This window comes from Escherichia sp. SCLE84 (genome assembly GCF_012584495.1).
In the GTDB taxonomy this organism is placed as follows: Bacteria; Pseudomonadota; Gammaproteobacteria; order Enterobacterales; family Enterobacteriaceae; genus ECMA0423.
The window spans coordinates 4,387,785-4,413,993 of the sequence record NZ_CP051430.1 but is presented as its reverse complement, the minus strand read 5'-3'; the positions used below and the strand labels follow the sequence as shown (position 1 = coordinate 4,413,993).

The 26,209-nt window shown below is 51.9% G+C and carries 28 protein-coding genes; 23 read left to right on the top strand and 5 right to left on the bottom strand.

Features of this window, described 5'->3' with window-relative positions; genetic code table 11:
• Positions 1-150: 150 nt before the first annotated feature.
• The 6 genes from glaH to csiR all read left to right on the top strand — a co-directional run bounded on the left by glaH (position 151) and on the right by csiR (position 7,575).
• Positions 151-1,128: a glutarate dioxygenase GlaH gene (gene glaH, locus HGD79_RS21410; RefSeq protein WP_000993087.1), complete on the top strand. Its 978-nt coding sequence runs from the start codon at positions 151-153 to the stop codon at positions 1,126-1,128.
• Positions 1,129-1,147: 19 nt separating this feature from the next.
• The gene (gene lhgO, locus HGD79_RS21405) at positions 1,148-2,416 is read left to right on the top strand and encodes an L-2-hydroxyglutarate oxidase (protein ID WP_168848496.1); all 1,269 of its coding nucleotides are present in this window, start codon (positions 1,148-1,150) and stop codon (positions 2,414-2,416) included.
• Between the two features lie 22 nt (positions 2,417-2,438).
• Positions 2,439-3,887: an NADP-dependent succinate-semialdehyde dehydrogenase gene (gene gabD / locus HGD79_RS21400; protein ID WP_000772847.1), complete on the top strand. Its 1,449-nt coding sequence runs from the start codon at positions 2,439-2,441 to the stop codon at positions 3,885-3,887.
• A gap of 13 nt (positions 3,888-3,900) precedes the next feature.
• Positions 3,901-5,181, top strand: a complete 1,281-nt coding sequence (gene gabT / locus HGD79_RS21395) for a 4-aminobutyrate--2-oxoglutarate transaminase (RefSeq protein WP_001087606.1) — start codon at positions 3,901-3,903, stop codon at positions 5,179-5,181.
• A gap of 310 nt (positions 5,182-5,491) precedes the next feature.
• Positions 5,492-6,892, top strand: a complete 1,401-nt coding sequence (gene gabP / locus HGD79_RS21390) for a GABA permease (RefSeq protein WP_001325764.1) — start codon at positions 5,492-5,494, stop codon at positions 6,890-6,892.
• A gap of 20 nt (positions 6,893-6,912) precedes the next feature.
• Entirely contained in the window at positions 6,913-7,575 is a 663-nt protein-coding gene (gene csiR / locus HGD79_RS21385; RefSeq protein ID WP_000156811.1) for a DNA-binding transcriptional regulator CsiR, read from the top strand.
• On the opposite strand, the gene kbp is transcribed toward csiR, so the two are convergent.
• Entirely contained in the window at positions 7,576-8,025 is a 450-nt protein-coding gene (kbp, locus tag HGD79_RS21380) for a potassium binding protein Kbp (protein ID WP_000522424.1), read from the bottom strand.
• Between the two features lie 83 nt (positions 8,026-8,108).
• On the bottom strand, positions 8,109-8,267 hold the full coding sequence (locus HGD79_RS21375; RefSeq protein WP_000508177.1) for a YqaE/Pmp3 family membrane protein: 159 nt from the start codon (positions 8,265-8,267) through the stop codon (positions 8,109-8,111).
• 182 nt (positions 8,268-8,449) lie between these two features.
• On the opposite strand from HGD79_RS21375, the gene HGD79_RS21370 reads away from it, so the two are divergent.
• Positions 8,450-8,749, top strand: coding sequence for a metalloregulator ArsR/SmtB family transcription factor (locus tag HGD79_RS21370; protein WP_000137280.1), 300 nt, complete (start codon positions 8,450-8,452; stop codon positions 8,747-8,749).
• Between the two features lie 9 nt (positions 8,750-8,758).
• Entirely contained in the window at positions 8,759-9,283 is a 525-nt protein-coding gene (ygaP, locus tag HGD79_RS21365; protein ID WP_001229468.1) for a thiosulfate sulfurtransferase YgaP, read from the top strand.
• Positions 9,284-9,329: 46 nt separating this feature from the next.
• Here the strand turns inward: ygaP and stpA are convergent, their stop codons facing one another.
• Positions 9,330-9,734 carry a DNA-binding protein StpA gene (stpA, locus tag HGD79_RS21360; protein ID WP_000115383.1) on the bottom strand — a complete coding sequence of 135 codons (405 nt, stop codon included), beginning with the start codon at positions 9,732-9,734 and terminating at the stop codon, positions 9,330-9,332.
• Positions 9,735-10,401: 667 nt separating this feature from the next.
• Between stpA and alaE the strand changes: the two genes are divergently transcribed.
• Positions 10,402-10,851, top strand: a complete 450-nt coding sequence (gene alaE, locus HGD79_RS21355) for an L-alanine exporter AlaE (RefSeq protein WP_000492656.1) — start codon at positions 10,402-10,404, stop codon at positions 10,849-10,851.
• Between the two features lie 36 nt (positions 10,852-10,887).
• On the opposite strand, the gene HGD79_RS21350 is transcribed toward alaE, so the two are convergent.
• Complete coding sequence (locus HGD79_RS21350; protein WP_000281320.1) at positions 10,888-11,232, bottom strand: DUF2002 family protein; 345 nt, start codon at positions 11,230-11,232, stop codon at positions 10,888-10,890.
• Positions 11,233-11,383: 151 nt separating this feature from the next.
• Between HGD79_RS21350 and HGD79_RS21345 the strand changes: the two genes are divergently transcribed.
• The 14 genes from HGD79_RS21345 (at position 11,384) to emrB (ending at position 25,500) form a co-directional block, all read left to right on the top strand.
• Positions 11,384-11,713 carry a DUF883 domain-containing protein gene (locus HGD79_RS21345; protein WP_001295174.1) on the top strand — a complete coding sequence of 110 codons (330 nt, stop codon included), beginning with the start codon at positions 11,384-11,386 and terminating at the stop codon, positions 11,711-11,713.
• Between the two features lie 247 nt (positions 11,714-11,960).
• Positions 11,961-12,206 (top strand): glutaredoxin-like protein NrdH, encoded by a 246-nt coding sequence (gene nrdH, locus HGD79_RS21340; protein WP_001223227.1) that lies wholly within the window; start codon positions 11,961-11,963, stop codon positions 12,204-12,206.
• The gene (gene nrdI / locus HGD79_RS21335; protein WP_000080947.1) at positions 12,203-12,613 is read left to right on the top strand and encodes a class Ib ribonucleoside-diphosphate reductase assembly flavoprotein NrdI; all 411 of its coding nucleotides are present in this window, start codon (positions 12,203-12,205) and stop codon (positions 12,611-12,613) included. Before nrdH ends, nrdI begins: the two co-directional genes overlap by 4 nt.
• Entirely contained in the window at positions 12,586-14,730 is a 2,145-nt protein-coding gene (gene nrdE / locus HGD79_RS21330) for a class 1b ribonucleoside-diphosphate reductase subunit alpha (protein ID WP_021534484.1), read from the top strand. The genes nrdI and nrdE overlap by 28 nt, the downstream gene beginning before the upstream one ends.
• 9 nt (positions 14,731-14,739) lie before the next feature.
• On the top strand, positions 14,740-15,699 hold the full coding sequence (gene nrdF / locus HGD79_RS21325; protein ID WP_000777969.1) for a class 1b ribonucleoside-diphosphate reductase subunit beta: 960 nt from the start codon (positions 14,740-14,742) through the stop codon (positions 15,697-15,699).
• A 354-nt stretch (positions 15,700-16,053) separates the two neighbouring features.
• On the top strand, positions 16,054-17,256 hold the full coding sequence (gene proV, locus HGD79_RS21320) for a glycine betaine/L-proline ABC transporter ATP-binding protein ProV (RefSeq protein WP_001297215.1): 1,203 nt from the start codon (positions 16,054-16,056) through the stop codon (positions 17,254-17,256).
• Positions 17,249-18,313: a glycine betaine/L-proline ABC transporter permease ProW gene (proW, locus tag HGD79_RS21315; protein ID WP_000774996.1), complete on the top strand. Its 1,065-nt coding sequence runs from the start codon at positions 17,249-17,251 to the stop codon at positions 18,311-18,313. The genes proV and proW overlap by 8 nt, the downstream gene beginning before the upstream one ends.
• Before the next feature lie 57 nt (positions 18,314-18,370).
• Positions 18,371-19,363, top strand: a complete 993-nt coding sequence (proX, locus tag HGD79_RS21310) for a glycine betaine/L-proline ABC transporter substrate-binding protein ProX (RefSeq protein ID WP_001216527.1) — start codon at positions 18,371-18,373, stop codon at positions 19,361-19,363.
• A gap of 291 nt (positions 19,364-19,654) precedes the next feature.
• A complete protein-coding gene (locus HGD79_RS21305; RefSeq protein WP_000165699.1) occupies positions 19,655-20,839 on the top strand; it encodes an MFS transporter in 1,185 nt (394 codons plus the stop codon).
• 123 nt (positions 20,840-20,962) lie between these two features.
• A complete protein-coding gene (gene ygaZ / locus HGD79_RS21300) occupies positions 20,963-21,700 on the top strand; it encodes an L-valine exporter subunit YgaZ (protein ID WP_024203615.1) in 738 nt (245 codons plus the stop codon).
• On the top strand, positions 21,690-22,025 hold the full coding sequence (ygaH, locus tag HGD79_RS21295) for an L-valine transporter subunit YgaH (RefSeq protein WP_000119763.1): 336 nt from the start codon (positions 21,690-21,692) through the stop codon (positions 22,023-22,025). The genes ygaZ and ygaH overlap by 11 nt, the downstream gene beginning before the upstream one ends.
• Before the next feature lie 90 nt (positions 22,026-22,115).
• The gene (gene emrR / locus HGD79_RS21285) at positions 22,116-22,646 is read left to right on the top strand and encodes a multidrug efflux transporter EmrAB transcriptional repressor EmrR (RefSeq protein ID WP_000378442.1); all 531 of its coding nucleotides are present in this window, start codon (positions 22,116-22,118) and stop codon (positions 22,644-22,646) included.
• Positions 22,647-22,772: 126 nt separating this feature from the next.
• Positions 22,773-23,945, top strand: a complete 1,173-nt coding sequence (gene emrA, locus HGD79_RS21280) for a multidrug efflux MFS transporter periplasmic adaptor subunit EmrA (protein ID WP_001295175.1) — start codon at positions 22,773-22,775, stop codon at positions 23,943-23,945.
• Positions 23,946-23,961: 16 nt separating this feature from the next.
• The gene (gene emrB, locus HGD79_RS21275; RefSeq protein ID WP_001295176.1) at positions 23,962-25,500 is read left to right on the top strand and encodes a multidrug efflux MFS transporter permease subunit EmrB; all 1,539 of its coding nucleotides are present in this window, start codon (positions 23,962-23,964) and stop codon (positions 25,498-25,500) included.
• Positions 25,501-25,563: 63 nt separating this feature from the next.
• Here the strand turns inward: emrB and luxS are convergent, their stop codons facing one another.
• Positions 25,564-26,079, bottom strand: coding sequence for an S-ribosylhomocysteine lyase (luxS, locus tag HGD79_RS21270; RefSeq protein ID WP_001130210.1), 516 nt, complete (start codon positions 26,077-26,079; stop codon positions 25,564-25,566).
• Positions 26,080-26,209: the final 130 nt, after the last annotated feature.

Below are 26,209 nucleotides of genomic sequence, written 5' to 3'. Positions count from 1 at the left end.
TAAATGTTACTAATTTGTTGCTTTTGATCACAATAAGAAAACAATATGTCGCTTTTGTGCGCATTTTTCAGAAATGTAGATATTTTTAGATTATGGCTACGAAATGAGCATCGCCATGTCACCCTACATCTCATAAGAGGATCGCTTCTGATGAATGCACTGACCGCCGTACACAATAACGCTGTCGATTCAGGCCAGGACTATAGCGGATTCACTCTCATCCCGTCGGCGCAATCCCCGCGTCTGCTGGAACTCACCTTCACCGAACAGACGACCAAACAGTTTCTCGAACAGGTTGCCGAATGGCCCGTGCAGGCGCTGGAGTACAAATCGTTTCTGCGTTTTCGGGTAGGCAAAATTCTTGACGATCTGTGTGCGAATCAGCTGCAACCATTGCTGTTGAAGACCCTGCTAAACCGTGCTGAAGGTGCGCTGTTGATCAATGCGGTGGGTATCGATGATGTGGCGCAGGCAGATGAGATGGTGAAGCTGGCAACGGCGGTAGCGCATCTGATTGGTCGCTCAAATTTCGATGCGATGAGCGGTCAGTATTACGCGCGTTTCGTGGTGAAAAATGTCGATAACTCAGACAGCTATCTGCGTCAGCCGCACCGCGTGATGGAACTGCACAACGACGGCACGTATGTCGAAGAGATCACCGATTACGTGCTGATGATGAAAATCGATGAGCAAAACATGCAGGGTGGAAATTCGTTGCTGCTGCATCTCGATGACTGGGAACATCTGGACCACTATTTCCGCCATCCACTGGCGCGTCGCCCAATGCGCTTTGCCGCGCCGCCGAGCAAAAACGTCAGCAAAGATGTTTTCCATCCAGTGTTCGACGTTGATCAACAGGGTCGCCCGGTGATGCGCTATATCGACCAGTTCGTCCAGCCGAAAGACTTCGAAGAAGGCGTGTGGTTGAGCGAGCTTTCGGACGCCATTGAAACCAGCAAAGGCATTCTTTCTGTACCCGTTCCCGTTGGCAAATTCCTGTTGATAAACAACCTGTTCTGGCTGCACGGTCGCGACCGCTTTACTCCGCACCCGGATCTGCGCCGTGAACTGATGCGTCAGCGCGGCTACTTCGCTTACGCCACTCACCACTACCAGACGCATCAGTAAGCGCAAAGGAATTGAGCGGATGTATGATTTTGTGATTATTGGCGGCGGCATCATCGGCATGTCGACCGCCATGCAACTGATTGATGTCTATCCGGATGCCCGCATTGCGTTGCTGGAAAAAGAGTCCGGCCCGGCCTGTCACCAGACGGGCCACAACAGCGGCGTGATCCATGCCGGGGTCTATTACACGCCCGGCAGCCTGAAGGCGCAGTTTTGCCTGGCGGGAAACCGCGCCACCAAAGCCTTTTGCGATCAAAACGACATTCGCTATGACAACTGCGGCAAGATGCTGGTCGCCACGTCCGATCTCGAAATGGAACGGATGCGCGCGTTGTGGGAACGCACGGCGGCGAACGGTATCGAGCGCGAGTGGTTAAACGCCGAGGAACTGCGCGAGCGCGAACCGAATATCACCGGGCTCGGCGGCATTTTTGTGCCGTCCAGCGGCATTGTCAGCTACCGCGAAGTAACGGCGGCGATGGCAAAAATTTTCCAGGCCAGAGGCGGCGAGATTATCTATAACGCCGAAGTCAGCGGCCTTAGTGAGCATAAAAGCGGCGTGGTGATACGTACCCGTCAGGGCGGCGACTATGAAGCATCGACGCTGATTAGCTGTTCCGGGCTGATGGCTGACCGGCTGGTGAAAATGCTCGGCCTCGAACCGGGCTTTATCATCTGCCCGTTCCGCGGCGAGTATTTCCGCCTGGCGCCGGAGCATAACCAGATTGTTAACCATCTGATTTACCCCATTCCCGACCCGGCAATGCCGTTTTTGGGCGTGCATCTCACCCGAATGATCGATGGCAGCGTCACCGTCGGGCCAAACGCGGTGCTGGCTTTCAAACGCGAAGGCTATCGCAAGCGCGACTTCTCATTTAGCGACACGCTGGAGATTTTGGGCTCGTCGGGGATTCGCCGGGTGCTGCAAAACCATCTACGCTCAGGACTGGGCGAGATGAAAAACTCGCTGTGCAAAAGCGGCTATCTGCGGCTGGTGCAAAAGTATTGTCCCCGGCTTTCGTTAAGCGATCTCCAGCCCTGGCCCGCCGGTGTGCGGGCGCAGGCGGTATCGCCGGACGGCAAGCTGATTGACGATTTTCTGTTTGTCACCACCCCGCACACGATCCACACCTGCAATGCGCCCTCCCCGGCAGCGACATCAGCAATTCCTATTGGTGCGCATATTGTCAGCAAGGTACAAACGCTGTTGGCAAGCCAGAGTAACCCCGGACGCACGCTGCGAGCGGCACGTAGTGTGGATGCCTTACACGCCGCATTTAATCAATAACCTTTGAAAACAGGACGTAACAATGAAACTTAACGACAGTAACTTATTCCGCCAGCAGGCGTTGATTAACGGGGAATGGCTGGACGCCAACAATGGTGAAGTCATCGACGTCACCAATCCGGCGAACGGCGACAAGCTGGGTAGCGTGCCGAAAATGGGCGCTGATGAAACCCGCGCCGCTATCGACGCCGCCAACCGCGCCCTGCCCGCCTGGCGTGCGCTCACCGCCAAAGAACGCGCCAACATTCTGCGCAACTGGTTCAATTTGATGATGGAGCATCAGGACGATTTAGCGCGCCTGATGACCCTAGAACAGGGCAAACCACTGGCCGAAGCGAAAGGTGAAATCAGCTACGCCGCCTCTTTTATTGAGTGGTTTGCCGAAGAAGGCAAACGCATTTATGGCGACACCATTCCCGGTCATCAGGCCGATAAACGCCTGATTGTTATCAAGCAGCCGATTGGCGTCACTGCTGCTATCACGCCGTGGAACTTCCCGGCGGCGATGATTACCCGTAAAGCCGGTCCGGCGCTGGCGGCAGGCTGCACCATGGTGCTGAAGCCCGCCAGTCAGACACCGTTCTCTGCGCTGGCGCTGGCGGAGCTGGCGATTCGCGCGGGCATTCCGGCTGGCGTGTTTAACGTGGTCACCGGTTCGGCAGGCGCGGTCGGTAATGAACTGACCAGCAACCCGCTGGTACGCAAACTGTCGTTTACCGGTTCGACCGAAATTGGCCGCCAGTTAATGGAACAGTGCGCGAAAGACATCAAAAAAGTGTCGCTGGAGCTGGGCGGCAACGCGCCGTTTATCGTCTTTGACGATGCCGATCTCGATAAAGCCGTGGAAGGCGCGCTGGCCTCGAAATTCCGCAACGCCGGGCAAACCTGCGTCTGCGCCAACCGTTTATACGTGCAGGACGGCGTGTATGACCGCTTTGCCGAAAAATTGCAGCAGGCGGTGAGCAAACTGCACATCGGCGACGGGCTGGATAAAGGCGTCACCATCGGGCCGCTGATCGATGAAAAAGCGGTAGCAAAAGTGGAAGAGCATATTGCCGATGCGCTGGAGAAAGGTGCGCGTGTGGTTTGCGGCGGTAAAGCGGATGAACGCGGCGGCAACTTCTTCCAGCCGACCATTCTGGTGGACGTGCCGGCCAACGCCAAAGTGTCGAAAGAAGAGACGTTCGGCCCCCTCGCCCCGCTGTTCCGCTTTAAAGATGAAGCCGATGTGATTGCGCAAGCCAATGACACCGAGTTTGGCCTTGCCGCCTATTTCTACGCCCGTGATTTAAGCCGCGTCTTCCGCGTGGGCGAAGCGCTGGAGTACGGCATCGTCGGCATCAATACCGGCATTATTTCCAATGAAGTGGCCCCGTTCGGCGGCATCAAAGCCTCGGGTCTGGGTCGTGAAGGTTCGAAGTATGGCATCGAAGATTACTTAGAAATCAAATATATGTGCATCGGTCTTTAACTGGAGAATGCGAATGAACAGCAATAAAGAGTTAATGCAGCGCCGCAGTCAGGCGATTCCCCGTGGCGTTGGGCAAATTCACCCGATTTTCGCTGACCGCGCGGAAAACTGCCGGGTGTGGGACGTTGAAGGCCGTGAGTATCTTGATTTCGCGGGCGGGATTGCGGTGCTCAATACCGGACACCTGCATCCGAAGGTGGTGGCCGCGGTGGAAGCGCAGTTGAAAAAACTGTCGCACACCTGCTTCCAGGTGCTGGCTTACGAGCCGTATCTGGAGCTGTGCGAGATTATGAATCAGAAGGTGCCGGGCGATTTCGCCAAGAAAACGCTGCTGGTTACGACCGGTTCCGAAGCGGTGGAAAACGCGGTAAAAATCGCCCGCGCCGCCACCAAACGTAGCGGCACCATCGCTTTTAGCGGCGCGTATCACGGGCGCACGCATTACACGCTGGCGCTGACCGGCAAGGTGAATCCGTACTCTGCGGGCATGGGGCTGATGCCGGGTCATGTTTATCGCGCGCTTTATCCTTGCCCGCTGCACGGCATAAGCGAGGATGACGCTATCGCCAGCATCCACCGGATCTTCAAAAATGATGCCGCGCCGGAAGATATCGCCGCCATCGTGATTGAGCCGGTTCAGGGCGAAGGCGGTTTCTACGCCGCGTCGCCAGCCTTTATGCAGCGTTTACGCGCGCTGTGTGACGAGCACGGGATCATGCTGATTGCCGATGAAGTGCAGAGCGGCGCGGGGCGTACCGGCACGCTGTTTGCGATGGAGCAGATGGGCGTTGCGCCGGATCTCACCACCTTTGCGAAATCGATCGCGGGCGGCTTCCCGCTGGCGGGCGTCACCGGGCGCGCGGAAGTGATGGATGCCGTCGCTCCAGGCGGTCTGGGCGGCACCTATGCCGGTAACCCGATTGCCTGCGTGGCGGCGCTGGAAGTGTTGAAGGTGTTTGAGCAGGAAAATCTGCTGCAAAAAGCCAACGATCTGGGGCAGAAGTTGAAAGACGGATTGCTGGCGATAGCCGAAAAACACCCGGAGATCGGCGACGTACGCGGGCTGGGGGCGATGATCGCCATTGAGCTGTTTGAAGATGGCGATCACAGCAAACCGGACGCAAAACTCACCGCCGAGATCGTGGCACGCGCCCGCGATAAGGGCCTGATTCTTCTCTCCTGCGGCCCGTATTACAACGTGCTGCGCATCCTTGTACCGCTCACCATTGAAGACGCTCAGATCCGTCAGGGTCTGGAGATCATCAGCCAGTGTTTTGCTGAGGCGAAGCAGTAGCTATGTCCGTTTGTAAGAGTTAACCGTTGCTAAGGGAATGATAACGATGCAGTAAAAAATAATAACGATGAGGCGATCGACAAAGTTAAAAACGACTGCGGACTGTCCCCTCGCCCCTCTGGGGAGAGGGTTAGGGTGAGGGGTAATCACGCGGCTACACCCTCACCCCGGCCCTCTCCCTAAGGGAGAGGGAGAAAACCCTCCCGCTTTCGTTTTTAAGATTTTGTTGACCGTCTCAATTAAACGCGTGACCCGACGCGGGAAATGTCGGGGCGCTCTCCCAAGTGACACACTTTCGAGAGGATTCAGGATGGGGCAATCATCGCAACCACATGAGTTAGGCGGCGGGCTGAAGTCACGCCACGTCACCATGTTGTCTATTGCCGGTGTTATCGGCGCAAGTCTGTTTGTCGGTTCCAGCGTCGCCATCGCCGAAGCGGGCCCGGCGGTATTACTGGCCTATCTGTTCGCCGGATTACTGGTGGTTATGATTATGCGAATGCTGGCGGAAATGGCGGTTGCCACGCCCGATACCGGTTCGTTTTCCACCTATGCCGATAAAGCCATTGGCCGCTGGGCGGGTTATACCATCGGCTGGCTGTACTGGTGGTTTTGGGTACTGGTTATCCCGCTGGAAGCCAACATCGCCGCTATGATCCTGCACTCGTGGGTTCCAGGCATTCCCATCTGGTTATTTTCCCTCGTCATTACCCTCGCCTTAACTGGCAGTAATTTATTAAGCGTTAAAAACTACGGCGAATTTGAGTTCTGGCTGGCGCTGTGCAAAGTCATCGCTATCCTGGCCTTTATTTTCCTTGGTGCAGTCGCAATTAGCGGTTTTTACCCTTATGCCGAAGTGAGCGGGATCTCAAGATTGTGGGATAGCGGCGGCTTTATGCCCAACGGCTTCGGTGCGGTATTAAGCGCGATGTTGATCACCATGTTCTCGTTTATGGGCGCAGAAATTGTCACCATTGCCGCCGCGGAATCCGACACGCCGGAAAAACATATTGTCCGCGCTACCAACTCGGTTATCTGGCGTATTTCTATCTTCTATTTGTGCTCTATTTTTGTCGTAGTGGCGTTAATACCGTGGAATATGCCGGGGCTGAAAGCCGTTGGTTCTTATCGCTCGGTTCTGGAATTGCTCAATATTCCCCATGCGAAATTAATCATGGACTGCGTGATATTACTTTCCGTAACCAGCTGTCTGAACTCGGCGCTGTATACCGCGTCAAGGATGCTCTACTCCTTAAGCCGTCGCGGTGATGCGCCCGCGCTAATGGGCAAAATCAACCGCAGTAAAACCCCGTATGTGGCGGTGTTACTCTCCACCGGAGCGGCATTTTTAACGGTGGTGGTGAACTATTACGCACCTGCGAAAGTGTTTAAATTCCTGATAGACAGCTCCGGCGCTATCGCCCTGCTGGTTTATTTAGTCATCGCCGTTTCACAGTTGCGGATGCGCAAAATTCTGCGAGCAGAAGGAAGCGAAATTCGCTTGCGCATGTGGCTTTATCCCTGGCTCACCTGGCTGGTCATCGGCTTTATTACCTTTGTGTTGGTAGTGATGCTATTCCGTCCGGCGCAACAGTTAGAAGTGATCTCCACCGGCTTATTAGCGATAGGGATTATCTGTACCGTGCCAATTATGGCTCGCTGGAAAAAGCTGGTATTGTGGCAAAAAACACCCGTTCATAATACGCGCTGATAATGATCAGGAGTCACACCATGACCATTACGTCTCTGGATGGCTATCGCTGGCTGAAGAACGATATTATTCGCGGTAATTTTCAACCGGATGAAAAATTACGGATGAGTTTGCTGACATCGCGTTATGCACTTGGCGTTGGGCCGTTGCGGGAAGCACTTTCTCAACTGGTGGCGGAACGGCTGGTCACGGTGGTGAATCAAAAAGGGTATCGGGTGGCGTCTATGTCAGAGCAGGAGCTGCTCGATATTTTCGACGCCCGCGCCAATATGGAAGCGATGCTGGTCAGTCTGGCGATTGCCCGCGGTGGCGATGAATGGGAGGCAGACGTTCTCGCAAAAGCGCATCTGCTCAGTAAGCTGGAAGCCTGTGACGCCAGCGAGAAAATGCTTGATGAGTGGGATCTGCGTCATCAGGCGTTTCATACAGCAATTGTGGCGGGCTGTGGTTCTCACTATTTGCTGCAAATGCGTGAACGGTTGTTTGATCTGGCGGCGCGCTATCGATTTATCTGGCTGCGGCGAACGGTGCTTTCGGTAGAAATGCTGGAGGATAAACACGATCAGCACCAGACCCTGACTGCGGCGGTACTGGCGCGAGATACCGCGCGCGCCAGTGAGTTAATGCGCCAGCATTTACTGACGCCAATTCCCATTATCCAGCAGGCGATGGCTGGCAATTAACTACTCTTCCGGAATACGCAACACTTGCCCCGGATAAATTTTATCCGGGCTTTTTAGCATCGGTTTATTCGCTTCGAAGATTTTATTGTACAGATTAGCGTTACCGTAGACCTGTTTGGAAATGGCACTCAGAGTGTCGCCAGACTTAACGGTATAAAACTGGCTGGCAGTGGCTGGTGTCGCCGTTTTCACCTGATCATCGACACTGGCAATACCGGAAATATTCCCAACCGCAACAAGGATTTTCTCCTTCGCCTCCTGACTCAGGCCGTCACCAGTGACCGTCGCTTTGCCGTCGGCAATTTGAATGTTCACTTTATCGGCATCAGGTATACCGGTTTTGCTCAGATGCTCCTGCACCTTCTTCGCCTGATCGTCTTTATCGTGCTGACCTGTAACCGCGTCCCAGAGTTTTTCTCCGGCATCTTTCACAAAATTGAACAGACCCATAGCTACCTCATTCGTTAACGGAAACACTCAGAAAGTGTAGCAGAGGAACGCGGCGCGTTAACGCCGCGGGGGTGAGCACAGGTTTAATCGCGGGTTTGCACCCAGAACGCGTGAATCAAACCGGGGATATACCCAAGCAGTGTCAGCAGAATATTAATAATGAACGCCCAACCGAACCCTTTACCGAGCAGCACGCCGAGCGGCGGCAGAATGATGGTGATGACGATTCTCCAGAAACCCATATGTACTCCCTATAAGAAAATTACTCATTGTTTAAAAAGAGATTTTATCTCTTAAGCGTAGTAATTTTAGCGGAGCCTGCCAGTTTCAGCTTACGCTTTTACTCTCATTTACGCTGCTGAGGCTGGTATATGTTGCATTTTTAGTTTAGAGTTTACTTAATTTAGAAAATACTTAAATAAATATGACTGAACTCGCGCAATTACAGGCCAGTGCCGAACAGGCAGCGGCCTTATTGAAAGCAATGAGCCATCCTAAACGATTGCTGATTCTGTGCATGCTTAGCGGTTCCCCCGGCACCAGCGCGGGAGAGCTGACGCGCATTACCGGACTGAGTGCCTCTGCGACATCACAGCATCTCGCTCGTATGCGGGACGAAGGGCTTATCGACAGCCAACGGGATGCCCAACGCATTCTATATTCCATTAAAAATGAGGCGGTAAATGCCATTATCGCCACCCTGAAAAATGTCTATTGTCCGTAAGGAGTCACTATGGCTTTGACAACCATTTCGCCGCATGATGCACAAGAATTAATCGCACGCGGCGCAAAGTTAATCGATATTCGTGACGCTGATGAATATCTTCGTGAACATATTCCTGAAGCAGATCTGGCTCCATTATCCGTGCTGGAACAGTCAGGTCTTCCACCTAAATTACGTCGCGAGCAAATTATATTCCACTGCCAGGCAGGTAAACGCACCAGTAATAACGCCGATAAATTAGCAGCGATTGCCGCCCCCGCAGAAATATTTTTACTCGAAGATGGGATTGATGGCTGGAAAAGAGCTGGATTGCCAGTAGCGGTAAATAAATCTCAACCCTTGCCGTTAATGCGCCAGGTGCAGATCGCTGCGGGTGGTTTAATATTAATCGGCGTTGTACTGGGTTATACCGTAAATAGCGGTTTCTTCTTATTAAGTGGCTTTGTTGGTGCCGGGTTACTGTTTGCAGGAATCAGCGGTTTTTGTGGAATGGCAAGGTTGTTAGATAAGATGCCGTGGAACCAACGAACTTGAGAAGCGACGCCGGACGCGCCCTAGCAGCGACATCCGGCCTCAGTAATTAGATCAGGAAATCGTCGAGAGATTTACCTTCTGCCAGCGCCTGAGCAATTGGCTTCGGTGTACGGCCCTGACCGGTCCAGGTTTTAGTTTCACCGTTAACATCGGTGAATTTATATTTCGCCGGACGCGGCTGGCGTTTTTTACCAGCGCGTGGTGCAGCAGCAGAGCTATTACCTAATAACTCTTCCGGGTTAATTCCGTCAGCCTTCATCAGCTCCAGCCAGGTGCTAATTTTTTCCTGACGCTCAGCCAGTTCACGCTGCTGCTGTTCTTCTTCTTCACGTCTTTCTTTAGTGACAACCCTGAATTTTTCGAGCATTTCTTCAAGAACGTCAATGGAGAATTCGCGAGCCATCGCACGGAGAGTGCGAATGTTATTTAAACTTTGTAACATTACGGACATAATAAAGAAAACCTTTTAACGCCAAAACAAAAAAGTATTTCGTCGCGTAGTGTAAGCGATCACTTATTATATTTCCACAAAATTTAATCTATTTACAGTCCTGCGCGAGATTATTTCAGCTGTTATTTTCTGAAACTCTCAGAATAATTTCAAGATTATATATTAGCCATTTTGATGAGTAATTTAGATTATTGGTGAACAGAACGGCGCTCTCTGCTCGCTAATTCCGCAAGCCTGACAAAACCGAAGTGAATAAAAATGCAATATAACAGAATAAAAGAAAACACCCCTCACTGGTGCTTTCTGCTGTTAATGTACATTTTCTGGCATAAAAAATACTGTAAATGACACGGTCACGACATACACCGAATTCTCTACGCTTATAGCGTTACCTCACCCCCAAACTTTCATTAGTGAAATTAAAGGAAATGTCATATCTAATTGATTTAATTGAAAATAAATCATATCGGCATGTAAAAATCCACAATGTACAAAAAACGAGCCGTTACGGAATATTTTATCTACAAAAACTGACTAAATAAAAATTTTTCACTAATTGATTAGTCATAGCCAGCGATATACGCTATGCGAAAATGCAGATGGCAATGAGATCCACTGTTTTCATCTCCATTAACATCCCATTACGCTTTTATTAAGGAGCATTAGCATGTTCTCACCGCAGTCACGCTTGCGTCATGCAGTTGCAGATACGTTCGCGATGGTTGTTTACTGTTCTGTCGTGAACATGTGTATTGAAGTTTTCCTCTCCGGAATGAGCTTCGAACAGTCTTTTTATTCCAGATTGGTAGCGATTCCGGTGAACATCTTAATTGCATGGCCATACGGTATGTACCGTGATCTGTTTATGCGCGCGGCACGCAAAGTTAGCCCGTCGGGCTGGATAAAAAATCTGGCTGATATCCTGGCTTATGTGACGTTCCAGTCACCGGTGTATGTGGCGATCTTGTTAGTGGTGGGCGCAGACTGGCATCAGATTATGGCGGCGGTCAGTTCAAACATCGTTGTTTCGATGTTGATGGGGGCGGTTTATGGCTACTTCCTCGATTATTGCCGCCGACTGTTTAAAGTCAGCCGTTACCAGCAGGTAAAAGCCTGACTCTTCTTTTCGCGACTGGCATCGCCAGTCGCGTCTTTAACTGGCTTCGCCAAATAAACCATTCAAATAACGTTCAAGCGCAACACGCGAACTGAAGCCATGCGGGATACCGTAATGCTCGTGTCGCTCGCCTGCTAAATAGAGCGGAAATTGCTGGTAATGATCGCAAGTTTTAATATCGGAAGCGGGTTCAGCCAGTGTTGAACTGCGTTCTTTTAATGTTGGATGAATTACCAGAGCGGTACGTCCCATTCGCGCTTCGCGATTAACATAGACATAATTTTCCCCACGGCGGTAACCATACGCTTTCTGGGTTACCACATCGACAGTAAAACCGACTTTTTCAAGTACGCGCGCCACCTCGTCTGGTCGTAAATACATATTTGATCCTCGTTATTATCAACCGCGGGCCTACCTTACCTGATTGCGCATTCACAACGCTTTCAGAAAAGTCCATAAAGCCGCGATGAACCTCAGTTAAGAAAATTATGGTCTACACTGAAAATTACATCGAATTCTAATGGGGGATCATATGTTTAACCGACCGAACCGCAACGACGTTGATGATGGCGTGCAGGATATCCAGAATGATGTCAATCAATTAGCTGACAGCCTCGAATCTGTATTAAAGTCCTGGGGCAGCGACGCCAAAGGGGAAGCTGAAGCCGCACGCAGTAAAGCTCAGGCATTGCTGAAAGAAACCAGGGCGCGAATGCATGGTCGTACTCGCGTCCAGCAAGCCGCACGCGATGCCGTTGGCTGCGCGGATTCTTTTGTTCGTGAAAGACCCTGGTGTAGCGTGGGTACAGCAGCTGCGGTAGGTATTTTTATCGGCGCACTGTTAAGCATGCGCAAATCGTAGTGCAAAAATGATAATAAATACGCGTCTTTGACCCCGAAGCCTGTCTTCGGGGTTTCTTTTTGCCTGGTGAATCACAAAAATCCCCCTACCCCGTCACGCTCATATCCAGGGTAATTTCGACCACTATTTGCTATATATTGTGTGGTTGAATCTTTTTTCAACTACATCTAGTATCTCTGTATCAACAGAGAGACAACCCGACGCGTATCATCGCGCCGTATCTTCATTTTAAACGGAAATACGAATCATGCGCATTACTATTTACACTCGTAACGATTGCGTTCAGTGCCACGCCACCAAACGGGCGATGGAAAACCGGGGCTTTGATTTTGAAATGATTAATGTCGATCGCGTTCCTGAAGCGGCGGAAGCGCTGCGTGCTCAGGGCTTTCGTCAGTTGCCGGTAGTGATTGCTGGCGATCTTAGCTGGTCTGGTTTCCGCCCGGACATGATCAATCGTCTGCATCCAGCGCCACACGCGGCCAGTGCATGAGCCAGCTCGTCTACTTTTCCAGTAGCTCCGAAAATACGCAGCGTTTTATCGAACGTTTAGGACTGCCCGCGGTGCGCATCCCGCTCAATGAGCGGGAACGGATTCAGGTAGACGAGCCTTACATCCTGATCGTGCCCTCTTACGGCGGCGGCGGTACGGCTGGCGCGGTGCCACGACAGGTAATTCGCTTTTTAAACGACGAGCACAACCGGGCGTTGCTTCGCGGCGTTATTGCTTCGGGTAATCGCAACTTTGGTGAGGCGTATGGCCGCGCCGGAGATGTGATTGCCCGGAAATGCGGCGTGCCGTGGCTGTACCGTTTTGAACTCATGGGTACGCAAAGCGATATCGAAAACGTTCGTAAAGGAGTAACCGAATTTTGGCAACGACAACCGCAGAATGCCTGACGCAGGAAACGATGGATTACCACGCGCTGAATGCGATGCTTAACCTCTACGATAGCGCAGGTCGCATTCAGTTCGATAAAGACCGCCAGGCCGTTGACGCCTTTATTGCGACGCATGTGCGTCCGAACAGTGTGACCTTCAGTAGCCAGCAGCAGCGCCTGAACTGGCTGGTCAACGAAGGTTACTATGATGAAAGCGTTCTTAATCGCTACTCTCGCGACTTTGTCATTACGCTGTTTGCCCACGCACACACCAGCGGTTTTCGTTTCCAGACATTCCTCGGGGCATGGAAGTTTTACACCAGCTATACGTTGAAGACATTCGACGGTAAACGTTATCTGGAAGATTTTGCCGATCGAGTCACGATGGTGGCGCTGACGCTGGCACAAGGCGATGAGACGCTGGCGTTGCAACTGACCGATGAAATGCTGTCAGGACGCTTTCAGCCAGCCACGCCAACATTCCTCAACTGCGGTAAGCAGCAGCGCGGCGAACTGGTTTCCTGTTTTTTGCTGCGTATTGAAGACAATATGGAGTCGATTGGTCGGGCGGTAAATTCCGCACTGCAGCTGTCGAAACGCGGCGGCGGCGTAGCATTTTTGCTGTCGAATCTGCGAGAAGCGGGCGCGCCAATTAAACGTATTGAAAATCAATCTTCTGGCGTAATTCCGGTGATGAAAATGCTGGAAGACGCATTTTCCTATGCCAACCAACTCGGCGCTCGTCAGGGGGCTGGTGCAGTCTATTTACATGCTCATCATCCCGATATTCTGCGTTTTCTCGACACGAAACGGGAAAATGCCGACGAAAAAATCCGCATTAAAACACTGTCGCTTGGCGTGGTGATCCCGGATATCACTTTCCATCTGGCAAAAGAGAATGCGCAGATGGCGCTGTTTTCGCCTTATGACGTAGAGCGAGTTTATGGCAAGCCGTTTGCCGATGTGGCCATCAGCCAACACTATGACGAACTGGTTGCCGATGAACGCATCCGCAAAAAATACCTCAACGCCCGTGATTTCTTCCAGCGGCTGGCAGAAATCCAGTTTGAGTCCGGCTATCCCTACATCATGTATGAAGACACGGTAAACCGTGCTAACCCTGTCGCCGGGCGCATAAATATGAGTAATCTCTGCTCAGAAATTTTGCAGGTTAACAGCGCCTCAGAGTATGACGAGAATCTCGACTATGCCCGTACAGGCCATGATATTTCCTGCAATTTAGGTTCGTTGAATATTGCCCACACCATGGATTCCCCCAACTTTGCCCGCACGGTAGAGACTGCCGTACGCGGTTTAACGACGGTGTCAGATATGAGTCATATCCGCAGCGTGCCGTCCATCGAAGCCGGAAATGCCGCCTCACACGCCATCGGGCTGGGGCAGATGAATTTACACGGTTATCTGGCGCGAGAAGGCATCGCTTATGGTTCGCCGGAAGCACTGGATTTCACCAATCTCTATTTCTATACCATCACCTGGCACGCACTGCGTACCTCGATGTTGCTGGCACGCGAACGCGGTGAAACCTTCGCCGGGTTCAAACAGTCACGTTATGCCAGTGGTGAATATTTCAGCCAATATCTGCAAGGTAACTGGCAGCCGAAAACGGCGAAAGTTGGCGAACTGTTTGCCCGCAGCGGTATTACGTTACCTACCCGTGAGATGTGGGCGCAACTGCGCGACGACGTGATGCGCTACGGCATTTATAACCAGAATCTTCAGGCGGTGCCGCCAACCGGTTCTATCTCTTATATCAACCATGCTACGTCGAGTATTCATCCGATTGTGGCGAAAGTAGAGATACGCAAAGAGGGCAAAACAGGACGCGTTTACTACCCTGCCCCGTTTATGACTAACGAGAATCTGGCGCTGTATCAGGATGCTTACGAAATCGGCGCAGAAAAGATCATCGACACCTACGCCGAAGCGACTCGCCATGTCGATCAGGGGCTGTCGCTGACGCTGTTTTTCCCCGATACCGCCACCACTCGCGATATCAACAAAGCGCAGATTTACGCCTGGCGCAAGGGTATCAAAACGCTCTATTACATTCGCCTGCGTCAGATGGCGCTGGAAGGCACTGAAATTGAAGGCTGCGTCTCCTGTGCACTTTAAGGAATATCTATGAAACTCTCACGTATCAGCGCCATCAACTGGAACAAGATATCTGACGATAAAGATCTGGAGGTGTGGAATCGCCTGACCAGCAATTTCTGGCTACCAGAAAAGGTGCCGCTGTCGAACGATATTCCTGCCTGGCAGACATTAACTGTCGTAGAACAACAACTGACGATGCGCGTTTTTACTGGCCTGACGCTGCTCGACACGCTGCAAAATGTTATCGGCGCGCCTTCGCTGATGCCCGATGCACTCACGCCTCATGAAGAAGCGGTATTATCGAATATCAGCTTTATGGAAGCGGTTCATGCCCGCTCTTACAGTTCGATTTTCTCGACGCTGTGTCAGACCAAAGATGTCGATGCCGCCTACGCCTGGAGTGAAGAAAACGCACCGTTGCAGCGAAAAGCTCAGATTATTCAGCAACATTATCGCGGTGATGATCCGCTGAAAAAGAAAATCGCCAGTGTGTTTCTTGAATCTTTTTTGTTCTATTCCGGTTTCTGGCTGCCGATGTATTTTTCCAGCCGCGGAAAGCTGACCAATACCGCAGATCTGATCCGTCTGATTATCCGCGATGAAGCAGTCCACGGTTACTACATAGGCTATAAATATCAGAAAAACATGGAAAAGATATCTCTGGGACAACGTGAAGAGTTGAAGAGTTTCGCCTTCGATTTGTTGCTGGAACTCTACGACAACGAGTTGCAATACACCGATGAGCTGTACGCCGAAACCCCGTGGGCTGACGATGTGAAAGCGTTTCTCTGTTACAACGCCAATAAGGCTTTGATGAATCTGGGCTACGAACCGTTATTTCCCGCAGAAATGGCGGAAGTGAATCCGGCAATCCTCGCCGCGCTTTCGCCGAATGCCGATGAAAATCACGATTTCTTTTCCGGTTCAGGCTCCTCTTATGTGATGGGGAAAGCGGTTGAAACAGAAGATGAAGACTGGAATTTCTGAGGGTGTTATTTTCAAAAATATCACTACCCGCAGCAGGGAAATAATTCCCGCCAAATAGCTTTTTATCACGCAAATATTCTGTAGTGATCTACACTGATACTCTGTTGCATTATTCGCCTGAAACTACAATATTCAGGCGTTTTTTCGCTATCTATGACAAAAAATATCAACTTTTCTCGATTTGCTCTCAGCCCTTATATCACGGGAAATTCCGGCGATTTGCTCGCATCAATATTCATGCCACATTTGCCCTCAGGGGTTGCCTCAGATTCTCAATATGTTAGGGTAGAGAAAAGTGACTATTTCCATTGGGTAATATATCGACATAAACAAATAAAGGAATCTTTCTATTGCATGGCAATTAAATTAGAAATTAAAAATCTTTATAAAATATTTGGCGAGCATCCACAGCGAGCGTTCAAATATATCGAACAAGGACTTTCGAAAGAACAAATTCTGGAAAAAACTGGGCTATCGCTTGGCGTAAAAGACGCCAGTCTGGCCATTGAAGAAGGCGAGATATTTGTCATCATGGGATTATCCGGCTCGGGTAAATCCACAATGGTACGCCTTCTCAATCGCCTGATTGAACCCACCCGCGGGCAAGTGCTGATTGATGGTGTGGATATTGCCAAAATATCCGATGCCGAACTCCGTGAGGTGCGCAGAAAAAAGATTGCGATGGTCTTCCAGTCCTTTGCCTTAATGCCGCATATGACCGTGCTGGACAATACTGCGTTCGGTATGGAATTGGCCGGAATTAATGCCGAAGAACGCCGGGAAAAAGCCCTTGATGCACTGCGTCAGGTCGGGCTGGAAAATTATGCCCACAGCTACCCGGATGAACTCTCTGGCGGGATGCGTCAACGTGTGGGATTAGCCCGCGCGTTAGCGATTAATCCGGATATATTATTAATGGACGAAGCCTTCTCGGCGCTCGATCCATTAATTCGCACCGAGATGCAGGATGAGCTGGTAAAATTACAGGCGAAACATCAGCGCACCATTGTCTTTATTTCCCACGATCTCGATGAGGCTATGCGTATTGGCGACCGAATTGCCATTATGCAAAATGGTGAAGTGGTACAGGTCGGCACACCGGATGAAATTCTCAATAATCCGGCGAATGATTATGTCCGTACCTTCTTCCGTGGCGTTGATATTAGTCAGGTATTCAGTGCGAAAGATATTGCCCGCCGGACACCGAATGGCTTAATTCGTAAAACCCCTGGCTTCGGCCCACGTTCGGCACTGAAATTATTGCAGGATGAAGATCGCGAATATGGCTACGTTATCGAACGCGGTAATAAGTTTGTCGGCGCAGTTTCCATCGATTCGCTTAAAACCGCGTTAACGCAGCAGCAAGGTCTTGATGCGGCGCTGATTGATGCGCCGTTAGCAGTCGATGCACAAACGCCTCTTAGCGAGTTGCTCTCTCATGTCGGACAGGCACCCTGTGCGGTGCCCGTGGTCGACGAGGACCAACAGTATGTCGGCATCATTTCGAAAGGAATGCTGCTGCGTGCTTTAGATCGTGAGGGGGGAAATAATGGCTGATCAAAATAATCCGTGGGATACCACGCCAGCGGCGGACAGTGCCGTGCAATCCGCAGACGCCTGGGGTACACCGGCGACTGCACCGACTGACGGCGGTGGTGCTGACTGGCTGACCAGTACGCCTGCGCCAAACGTCGAGCATTTTAATATTCTCGATCCGTTCCATAAAACGCTGATCCCGCTCGACAGTTGGGTCACTGAAGGGATCGACTGGGTTGTTACCCATTTCCGTCCCGTCTTCCAGGGCGTGCGCGTTCCGGTTGATTACATTCTCAACGGTTTCCAGCAATTGCTGCTGGGTATGCCCGCACCGGTGGCGATTATCGTTTTCGCTCTCATCGCCTGGCAGATTTCCGGGGTCGGAATGGGCGTGGCGACGCTGGTTTCGCTGATTGCCATCGGCGCAATCGGTGCCTGGTCGCAGGCCATGGTTACCCTGGCGCTGGTGTTAACCGCCCTGCTGTTCTGTATCGTCATTGGTTTGCCGCTGGGGATCTGGCTGGCGAGAAGTCCGCGAGCGGCGAAAATTATTCGTCCACTGCTTGATGCCATGCAGACCACGCCAGCGTTTGTTTATCTGGTGCCAATCGTCATGCTATTTGGTATCGGTAACGTGCCGGGCGTGGTGGTGACGATCATCTTTGCTCTGCCGCCGATTATCCGTCTGACCATTCTGGGGATTAACCAGGTTCCGGCGGATCTGATTGAAGCCTCGCGCTCATTCGGTGCCAGCCCGCGCCAGATGCTGTTCAAAGTTCAGTTACCGCTGGCGATGCCGACCATTATGGCGGGCGTTAACCAGACGCTGATGCTGGCCCTTTCTATGGTGGTCATTGCCTCGATGATTGCCGTCGGCGGGCTGGGTCAGATGGTACTTCGCGGTATCGGTCGTCTGGATATGGGGCTTGCCACCGTTGGCGGCGTCGGGATTGTGATCCTAGCCATTATCCTCGATCGCCTGACGCAGGCCGTTGGGCGCGACTCACGCAGTCGCGGCAACCGTCGCTGGTACACCACTGGCCCTGTTGGTCTGCTGACCCGCCCATTCATTAAGTAACTCTGCACTTGCCCGGTGACGCCGGGCATTATCACCCTGCCAAAAAAAGGAATAACAATGCGACATAGCGTACTTTTTGCGACAGCGTTTGCCACGCTTATCTCTACACAAACTTTTGCTGCCGACCTGCCGGGCAAAGGCATTACAGTTAATCCAGTTCAAAGCACCATCACCGAAGAAACCTTCCAGACACTGCTGGTCAGTCGTGCGCTGGAGAAATTAGGTTATACCGTCAATAAACCCAGCGAAGTAGATTACAACGTTGGCTACACCTCGCTTGCTTCCGGCGATGCAACCTTCACCGCCGTGAACTGGACGCCGCTGCATGACAACATGTACGAAGCTGCCGGTGGCGATAAGAAATTTTATCGTGAAGGGGTATTTGTTAACGGCGCGGCACAGGGTTACCTGATCGATAAGAAAACCGCCGACCAGTATAAAATCACCAACATCGCACAACTGAAAGATCCGAAGATCGCCAAACTGTTCGATACCAACGGCGACGGTAAAGCGGATTTAACCGGTTGTAACCCTGGCTGGGGCTGCGAAGGTGCCATCAACCACCAGCTTGCCGCGTATGAACTGACCAACACCGTGACGCATAATCAGGGGAACTACGCAGCGATGATGGCCGACACCATCAGTCGCTACAAAGAGGGCAAACCGGTGTTTTATTACACCTGGACGCCGTACTGGGTGAGTAATGAGCTGAAGCCAGGGAAAGATGTGGTCTGGTTGCAGGTGCCGTTCTCCGCACTGCCGGGCGATAAAAATGCCGATACCAAACTGCCGAATGGCGCGAATTACGGCTTCCCGGTCAGCACCATGCATATCGTTGCCAACAAAGCCTGGACCGAGAAAAATCCGGCGGCAGCCAAACTGTTTGCCATTATGCAGTTGCCAGTGGCCGATATTAACGCCCAGAACGCCATTATGCATGACGGCAAAGCCTCAGAAGGCGATATTCAGGGCCACGTTGATGGCTGGATCAAAGCCCACCAGCAGCAGTTCGATGGCTGGGTGAATGAGGCGCTGGCAGCGCAGAAGTAATTTTTATTCAGGCGGATAAGGCGTTTTTGCCTCATCCGCCGCTCTGTACACAATGCCTGATGCGACGCTGACGCGTCTTATCATGCCTACAAAATACACTCATTCCGTATGGCGGATAAGGCGTTTTCGCCGCATCCGCCGTTCTGTGCACAATGCCTGATGCGACGCTGGCGCGTCTTATCATGCCTACAAACCACATCGCACATTTCAACAAGCTATCTTTCATCCCATATTCATCAACATCCGCTATTATTGATTTCCAGCTTAATCATCACCTGATGAACAAAAATAATGACTAAACCTAATCATGAGCTTAGCCCGGCGCTGATCGTGCTGATGTCTATCGCCACCGGTCTGGCGGTCGCCAGTAACTATTACGCTCAGCCATTGCTCGACACCATCGCGCGTAACTTTTCCCTTTCCGCCAGTTCGGCAGGCTTTATTGTTACCGCCGCGCAATTGGGCTATGCAGCAGGTCTGCTGTTTCTTGTTCCCCTCGGTGATATGTTTGAACGCCGCCGCCTGATTGTCTCGATGACCTTACTGGCGGCAGGCGGCATGTTAATCACTGCCAGCAGTCAGTCGCTGGCGATGATGATCCTCGGTACGGCATTAACCGGTTTATTCTCTGTCGTGGCACAAATTCTGGTTCCGCTGGCAGCGACGCTGGCTTCACCGGACAAACGCGGCAAAGTGGTTGGCACTATTATGAGCGGTCTGCTGTTGGGGATCTTGCTGGCACGGACAGTTGCCGGATTGCTGGCGAATCTCGGCGGCTGGCGCACCGTCTTTTGGGTTGCCTCGGTGTTAATGGCACTGATGGCGCTGGCATTATGGCGTGGTCTGCCACAAATGAAATCAGAAACCCACCTCAACTACCCACAGTTGTTAGGTTCCGTTTTCAGCATGTTTATCAGCGATAAGATCCTGCGCACCCGCGCATTGCTGGGCTGCCTGACCTTTGCCAACTTCAGCATTCTCTGGACCTCAATGGCCTTTTTGCTTGCCGCTCCACCTTTTAACTACAGCGATGGTGTCATTGGTCTGTTTGGACTTGCGGGAGCTGCCGGAGCGTTGGGCGCTCGTCCGGCGGGCGGTTTTGCCGATAAGGGTAAATCGCACCACACCACAACTTTCGGTCTGCTGCTGCTATTACTTTCATGGCTGGCGATCTGGTTTGGTCACACTTCCGTACTGGCGCTGATTATCGGCATCCTGGTGCTGGATCTCACCGTACAGGGCGTGCATATCACTAACCAGACGGTAATTTATCGAATACACCCTGATGCGCGTAATCGCCTGACCGCAGGTTACATGACCAGCTACTTTATTGGCGGTGCCGCCGGTTCGCTAATTTCAGCCTCAGCCTGGCAACATGGCGGTTGGGCTGGCGTTTGTCTGGCTGGCGCGACGATTGCCCTGGTTAACTTACTGGTCTGGTGGCGAGGTTTTCATCGTCAGGAAGCCGCAAATTAAGCAATCAGCAACCGTTTTCGTGGCTTTACACTTATAAGGGTGTTAAGAAGCCCATCAGTCTGATAAGGTTAAGATATTCATTCAGTCTATTTATAATATTAACAATCGTTAAGCGTACACTCTATGGAAAGCCCTACTCCACAGCCTGCTCCTGGTTCGGCGACCTTCATGGAAGGATGCAAAGACAGTTTACCGATTGTTATTAGTTATATTCCGGTGGCCTTTGCGTTCGGTCTGAATGCGCCCCGTCTGGGATTCTCTCCTCTCGAAAGCGTTTTTTTCTCCTGCATCATTTATGCAGGCGCGAGCCAGTTCGTCATTACCGCGATGCTGGCAGCCGGGAGTAGTTTGTGGGTTGCTGCACTGACCGTCATGGCAATGGATGTTCGCCATGTGTTGTATGGCCCGTCACTGCGTAGCCGTATTATTCAGCGTCTGCAAAAATCGAAAACCGCCCTGTGGGCATTTGGCCTGACGGATGAGGTTTTTGCCGCCGCAACCGCAAAACTGGTACGCAATAATCGCCGCTGGAGCGAGAACTGGATGATCGGCATTGCCTTCAGTTCATGGTCATCGTGGGTATTTGGTACGGTAATAGGGGCATTCTCCGGCAGCGGCTTGCTGCAAGGTTATCCCGCCGTTGAAGCTGCATTAGGTTTTATGCTTCCGGCACTCTTTATGAGTTTCCTGCTCGCCTCTTTCCAGCGCAAACAATCTCTTTGCGTTACCGCAGCGTTAGTTGGTGCCCTTGCAGGCGTAACGCTATTTTCTATTCCCGTCGCCATTCTGGCAGGCATTGTCTGTGGCTGCCTCACTGCGTTAATCCAGGCATTCTGGCAAGGAGCGCCCGATGAGCTATGAGGTTCTGCTGCTTGGGTTACTGGTTGGCGTGGCGAATTATTGCTTCCGCTATTTGCCGCTGCGCCTGCGTGTGGGTAATGCCCGCCCAACCAAACGTGGCGCGGTAGGTATTTTGCTCGACACCATTGGCATCGCCTCGATATGCGCTCTGCTGGTTGTCTCTACCGCACCAGAAGTGATGCACGATACACGCCGTTTCGTGCCCACGCTGGTCGGCTTCGCGGTACTGGGTGCCAGTTTCTATAAAACACGCAGCATTATCATCCCAACACTGCTTAGTGCGCTGGCCTATGGGCTCGCCTGGAAAGTGATGGCGATTATATAACCCACAAGAATCATTTTTCTAAAACAATACATTTACTTTATTTGTCACTGTCGTTACTATATCGGCTGAAATTAATGAGGTCATACCCAAATGGATAGTTCGTTTACGCCCATTGAACAAATGCTAAAATTTCGCGCCAGCCGCCACGAAGATTTTCCTTATCAGGAGATCCTTCTGACTCGTCTTTGCATGCATATGCAAAGCAAGCTGCTGGAGAACCGCAATAAAATGCTGAAGGCTCAGGGGATTAACGAGACGTTGTTTATGGCGTTGATTACGCTGGAGTCTCAGGAAAACCACAGTATTCAGCCTTCTGAATTAAGTTGTGCTCTTGGATCATCCCGTACCAACGCGACGCGTATTGCCGATGAACTGGAAAAACGCGGTTGGATCGAACGTCGTGAAAGCGATAACGATCGCCGCTGCCTGCATCTGCAATTAACGGAAAAAGGTCACGAGTTTTTGCGCGAGGTTTTACCACCGCAGCATAACTGCCTGCATCAACTCTGGTCCGCGCTCAGCACAACAGAAAAAGATCAGCTCGAGCAAATCACCCGCAAATTGCTCTCCCGTCTCGACCAGATGGAACAAGACGGTGTGGTTCTCGAAGCGATGAGCTAACGCGTCATCTCGCTCAAAAATCCAGATTTATAAAAGAAAAAATGACCGGCCAGCATCGCAACATGCTGGCCTTTTTGGCAAGCAGGTCGGCTCAGCCGATGAGTTAAGAAGATCGTGGAGAACAATATGAGCGCAAATGCGGAGACTCAAACCCCGCAGCAACCGGTAAAGAAGAGCGGCAAACGTAAGCGTCTGCTCCTCCTTCTCACCTTGCTCTTTATAATTATTGCCGTAGCGATAGGGATTTATTGGTTTTTGGTACTGCGTCATTTCGAAGAAACCGATGACGCATACGTGGCAGGGAATCAGATTCAAATTATGTCTCAGGTGTCTGGCAGCGTGACGAAAGTCTGGGCCGATAACACCGATTTTGTAAAAGAAGGCGATGTTCTGGTCACTCTCGACCCGACAGATGCTCGCCAGGCGTTTGAAAAAGCCAAAACTGCACTGGCTTCCAGCGTTCGCCAAACCCACCAGCTGATGATTAACAGCAAACAGTTGCAGGCGAATATTGAGGTGCAAAAAATCGCCCTCGCGAAAGCACAAAGCGACTACAACCGCCGTGTGCCGCTGGGCAATGCCAACCTGATTGGTCGCGAAGAGCTGCAACACGCCCGCGACGCCGTCACCAGTGCCCAGGCGCAACTGGACGTCGCTATTCAACAATACAATGCCAATCAGGCGATGATTCTGGGGACTAAACTGGAAGATCAGCCTGCCGTGCAACAGGCTGCCACCGAAGTACGTAACGCCTGGCTGGCGCTGGAGCGTACCCGTATTGTCAGTCCGATGACCGGTTATGTCTCCCGCCGCGCGGTACAGCCTGGGGCGCAAATTAGCCCAACGACGCCGCTGATGGCGGTCGTTCCAGCCACCAATATGTGGGTGGATGCCAACTTTAAAGAGACGCAGATTGCCAATATGCGTATCGGTCAGCCGGTCACTATCACCACGGATATTTACGGCGATGATGTGAAATACACCGGTAAAGTGGTTGGTCTGGATATGGGCACAGGTAGCGCATTCTCACTGCTTCCGGCGCAAAATGCGACCGGTAACTGGATCAAAGTCGTTCAGCGTCTACCTGTGCGTATCGAACTGGACCAGAAACAGCTGGAGCAATACCCGCTGCGCATTGGTTTGTCCACGCTGGTGAGCGTCAATACCACTAACCGTGACGGTCAGGTACTGGCAAATAAAGTACGTTCAACACCGGTCGCGGTAAGTACCGCGCGTGAAATCAGCCTGGCACCTGTCAATAAACTGATCGACGATATCGTAAAAGCTAACGCTGGCTAATCCAGAGGTGCGTGTGATGCAACAGCAAAAACCGCTGGAAGGCGCGCAACTGGTCATTATGACGATTGCGCTGTCACTGGCGACATTCATGCAGGTGCTGGACTCCACCATTGCTAACGTGGCGATCCCCACTATCGCCGGGAATCTGGGCTCATCGCTCAGCCAGGGAACGTGGGTAATCACTTCTTTCGGGGTGGCGAATGCCATCTCGATCCCGCTTACCGGCTGGCTGGCAAAGCGCGTCGGGGAAGTGAAACTGTTCCTTTGGTCCACCATCGCCTTTGCTATTGCGTCGTGGGCGTGTGGTGTCTCCAGCAGCCTGAATATGCTGATCTTCTTCCGCGTGATTCAGGGGATTGTCGCCGGGCCGTTGATCCCGCTTTCGCAAAGTCTATTGCTGAATAACTACCCGCCAGCCAAACGCTCGATCGCGCTGGCGTTGTGGTCGATGACGGTGATTGTCGCGCCAATTTGCGGCCCGATCCTCGGCGGTTATATCAGCGATAATTACCACTGGGGCTGGATATTCTTCATCAACGTGCCGATTGGCGTGGCGGTGGTGTTGATGACACTGCAAACTCTGCGCGGACGTGAAACCCGCACCGAACGGCGGCGGATTGATGCCGTGGGGCTGGCACTGCTGGTTATTGGTATCGGCAGCCTGCAGATTATGCTCGACCGCGGTAAAGAGCTGGACTGGTTCTCATCACAGGAAATTATCATTCTTACCGTGGTGGCAGTGGTGGCTATCTGCTTCCTAATTGTCTGGGAGCTGACCGACGATAACCCGATAGTCGATCTGTCGTTGTTTAAGTCGCGCAACTTCACCATCGGCTGCTTGTGTATCAGCCTCGCGTATATGCTCTACTTCGGCGCGATTGTTCTGCTGCCGCAGTTGTTGCAGGAGGTCTACGGTTACACGGCAACGTGGGCAGGTCTGGCCTCTGCGCCGGTAGGGATTATTCCGGTGATCCTGTCGCCGATTATCGGCCGCTTCGCGCATAAACTGGATATGCGGCGGCTGGTAACCTTCAGCTTTATTATGTATGCCGTCTGCTTCTACTGGCGTGCCTATACCTTTGAACCAGGTATGGATTTTGGCGCGTCGGCCTGGCCGCAGTTTATCCAGGGGTTTGCGGTGGCCTGCTTCTTTATGCCGCTGACCACCATTACGCTGTCTGGTTTGCCACCGGAACGACTGGCGGCGGCATCGAGCCTCTCCAACTTTACGCGTACGCTGGCGGGGTCTATCGGCACGTCCATCACCACCACCATGTGGACCAACCGCGAGTCGATGCACCACGCACAGTTAACCGAGTCGGTAAACCCGTTTAACCCAAACGCCCAGGCGATGTACAGTCAACTGGAAGGGCTTGGGATGACGCAACAGCAGGCCTCCGGCTGGATTGCCCAGCAGATCACCAACCAGGGGCTGATTATTTCCGCCAATGAGATCTTCTGGATGTCAGCCGGGATATTCCTCGTCCTGCTGGGGCTGGTGTGGTTTGCTAAACCGCCATTTGGCGCAGGTGGCGGCGGAGGCGGTGCGCACTAAGTACAACTAAGCCAGTTCATTTGAACTGGCTTTTTTCAATTAATTGTGAAGATAGTTTACTGACTAAATGTGCAGTTCCTGCAACTTCTCTTCCGGCAGCGCCAGTTCTTCGTTGCTGTTGATGCGCACGTCACGTTCCAGAATGCTACGCGCAATATCCTGCGCTTCCTGCAACGAGTGCATCTGGTAAGTGCCACACTGGTAGACGTTCAGTTCCGGGATCTGATTCTGATCCTGCACTTTCAGCACGTCTTCCATTGCCGCTTTCCAGGCATCAGCAACACGCTGCTCATCTGGCGTACCAATCAGACTCATATAAAAACCGGTGCGGCAGCCCATTGGCGAGATATCGATAATCTCTACACCATTACCGTTAAGATGGTTACGCATAAAACCAGCAAACAGGTGCTCCAGGGTATGGATCCCTCTTTCTGGCATCACTTCTTTGTTCGGCACGCAGAAGCGCAGATCGAACACGGTGATTGCGTCGCCATGCGGGGTGTTCATTGTTTTCGCCACCCGAACTGCAGGCGCTTCCATCCGGGTATGATCGACTGTGAAGCTATCTAACAACGGCATTTAGCCACCTCCGGTAATTTTTTTAAAAATTTTCTGAACTCTTTCTTCCCAGGCGAGTCTGAGTATATGAAAGACGCGCATTTGTTATCATCATCCCTGAATTCAGAGATGAAATTTTGGCCACTCACGA

Excerpts from the sequence above, each read along its gene's own strand:
- nrdI (WP_000080947.1), top strand. The coding sequence starts at position 12,203 with ATGAGCCAGCTCGTCTACTTTTCCAGTAGCTCCGAAAATACGCAGCGT.
- emrR (WP_000378442.1), top strand. The coding sequence starts at position 22,116 with ATGGATAGTTCGTTTACGCCCATTGAACAAATGCTAAAATTTCGCGCC.
- proV (WP_001297215.1), top strand. The coding sequence starts at position 16,054 with ATGGCAATTAAATTAGAAATTAAAAATCTTTATAAAATATTTGGCGAG.
- HGD79_RS21305 (WP_000165699.1), top strand. The coding sequence starts at position 19,655 with ATGACTAAACCTAATCATGAGCTTAGCCCGGCGCTGATCGTGCTGATG.
- proX (WP_001216527.1), top strand. The coding sequence starts at position 18,371 with ATGCGACATAGCGTACTTTTTGCGACAGCGTTTGCCACGCTTATCTCT.
- gabP (WP_001325764.1), top strand. The coding sequence starts at position 5,492 with ATGGGGCAATCATCGCAACCACATGAGTTAGGCGGCGGGCTGAAGTCA.
- alaE (WP_000492656.1), top strand. The coding sequence starts at position 10,402 with ATGTTCTCACCGCAGTCACGCTTGCGTCATGCAGTTGCAGATACGTTC.
- ygaP (WP_001229468.1), top strand. The coding sequence starts at position 8,759 with ATGGCTTTGACAACCATTTCGCCGCATGATGCACAAGAATTAATCGCA.
- gabT (WP_001087606.1), top strand. The coding sequence starts at position 3,901 with ATGAACAGCAATAAAGAGTTAATGCAGCGCCGCAGTCAGGCGATTCCC.
- luxS (WP_001130210.1), bottom strand. The coding sequence starts at position 26,079 with ATGCCGTTGTTAGATAGCTTCACAGTCGATCATACCCGGATGGAAGCG.
- stpA (WP_000115383.1), bottom strand. The coding sequence starts at position 9,734 with ATGTCCGTAATGTTACAAAGTTTAAATAACATTCGCACTCTCCGTGCG.
- nrdF (WP_000777969.1), top strand. The coding sequence starts at position 14,740 with ATGAAACTCTCACGTATCAGCGCCATCAACTGGAACAAGATATCTGAC.
- HGD79_RS21375 (WP_000508177.1), bottom strand. The coding sequence starts at position 8,267 with ATGGGTTTCTGGAGAATCGTCATCACCATCATTCTGCCGCCGCTCGGC.
- emrB (WP_001295176.1), top strand. The coding sequence starts at position 23,962 with ATGCAACAGCAAAAACCGCTGGAAGGCGCGCAACTGGTCATTATGACG.
- emrA (WP_001295175.1), top strand. The coding sequence starts at position 22,773 with ATGAGCGCAAATGCGGAGACTCAAACCCCGCAGCAACCGGTAAAGAAG.
- ygaH (WP_000119763.1), top strand. The coding sequence starts at position 21,690 with ATGAGCTATGAGGTTCTGCTGCTTGGGTTACTGGTTGGCGTGGCGAAT.
- lhgO (WP_168848496.1), top strand. The coding sequence starts at position 1,148 with ATGTATGATTTTGTGATTATTGGCGGCGGCATCATCGGCATGTCGACC.
- csiR (WP_000156811.1), top strand. The coding sequence starts at position 6,913 with ATGACCATTACGTCTCTGGATGGCTATCGCTGGCTGAAGAACGATATT.
- kbp (WP_000522424.1), bottom strand. The coding sequence starts at position 8,025 with ATGGGTCTGTTCAATTTTGTGAAAGATGCCGGAGAAAAACTCTGGGAC.
- proW (WP_000774996.1), top strand. The coding sequence starts at position 17,249 with ATGGCTGATCAAAATAATCCGTGGGATACCACGCCAGCGGCGGACAGT.
- HGD79_RS21370 (WP_000137280.1), top strand. The coding sequence starts at position 8,450 with ATGACTGAACTCGCGCAATTACAGGCCAGTGCCGAACAGGCAGCGGCC.
- HGD79_RS21345 (WP_001295174.1), top strand. The coding sequence starts at position 11,384 with ATGTTTAACCGACCGAACCGCAACGACGTTGATGATGGCGTGCAGGAT.
- nrdH (WP_001223227.1), top strand. The coding sequence starts at position 11,961 with ATGCGCATTACTATTTACACTCGTAACGATTGCGTTCAGTGCCACGCC.
- ygaZ (WP_024203615.1), top strand. The coding sequence starts at position 20,963 with ATGGAAAGCCCTACTCCACAGCCTGCTCCTGGTTCGGCGACCTTCATG.
- HGD79_RS21350 (WP_000281320.1), bottom strand. The coding sequence starts at position 11,232 with ATGTATTTACGACCAGACGAGGTGGCGCGCGTACTTGAAAAAGTCGGT.
- gabD (WP_000772847.1), top strand. The coding sequence starts at position 2,439 with ATGAAACTTAACGACAGTAACTTATTCCGCCAGCAGGCGTTGATTAAC.
- glaH (WP_000993087.1), top strand. The coding sequence starts at position 151 with ATGAATGCACTGACCGCCGTACACAATAACGCTGTCGATTCAGGCCAG.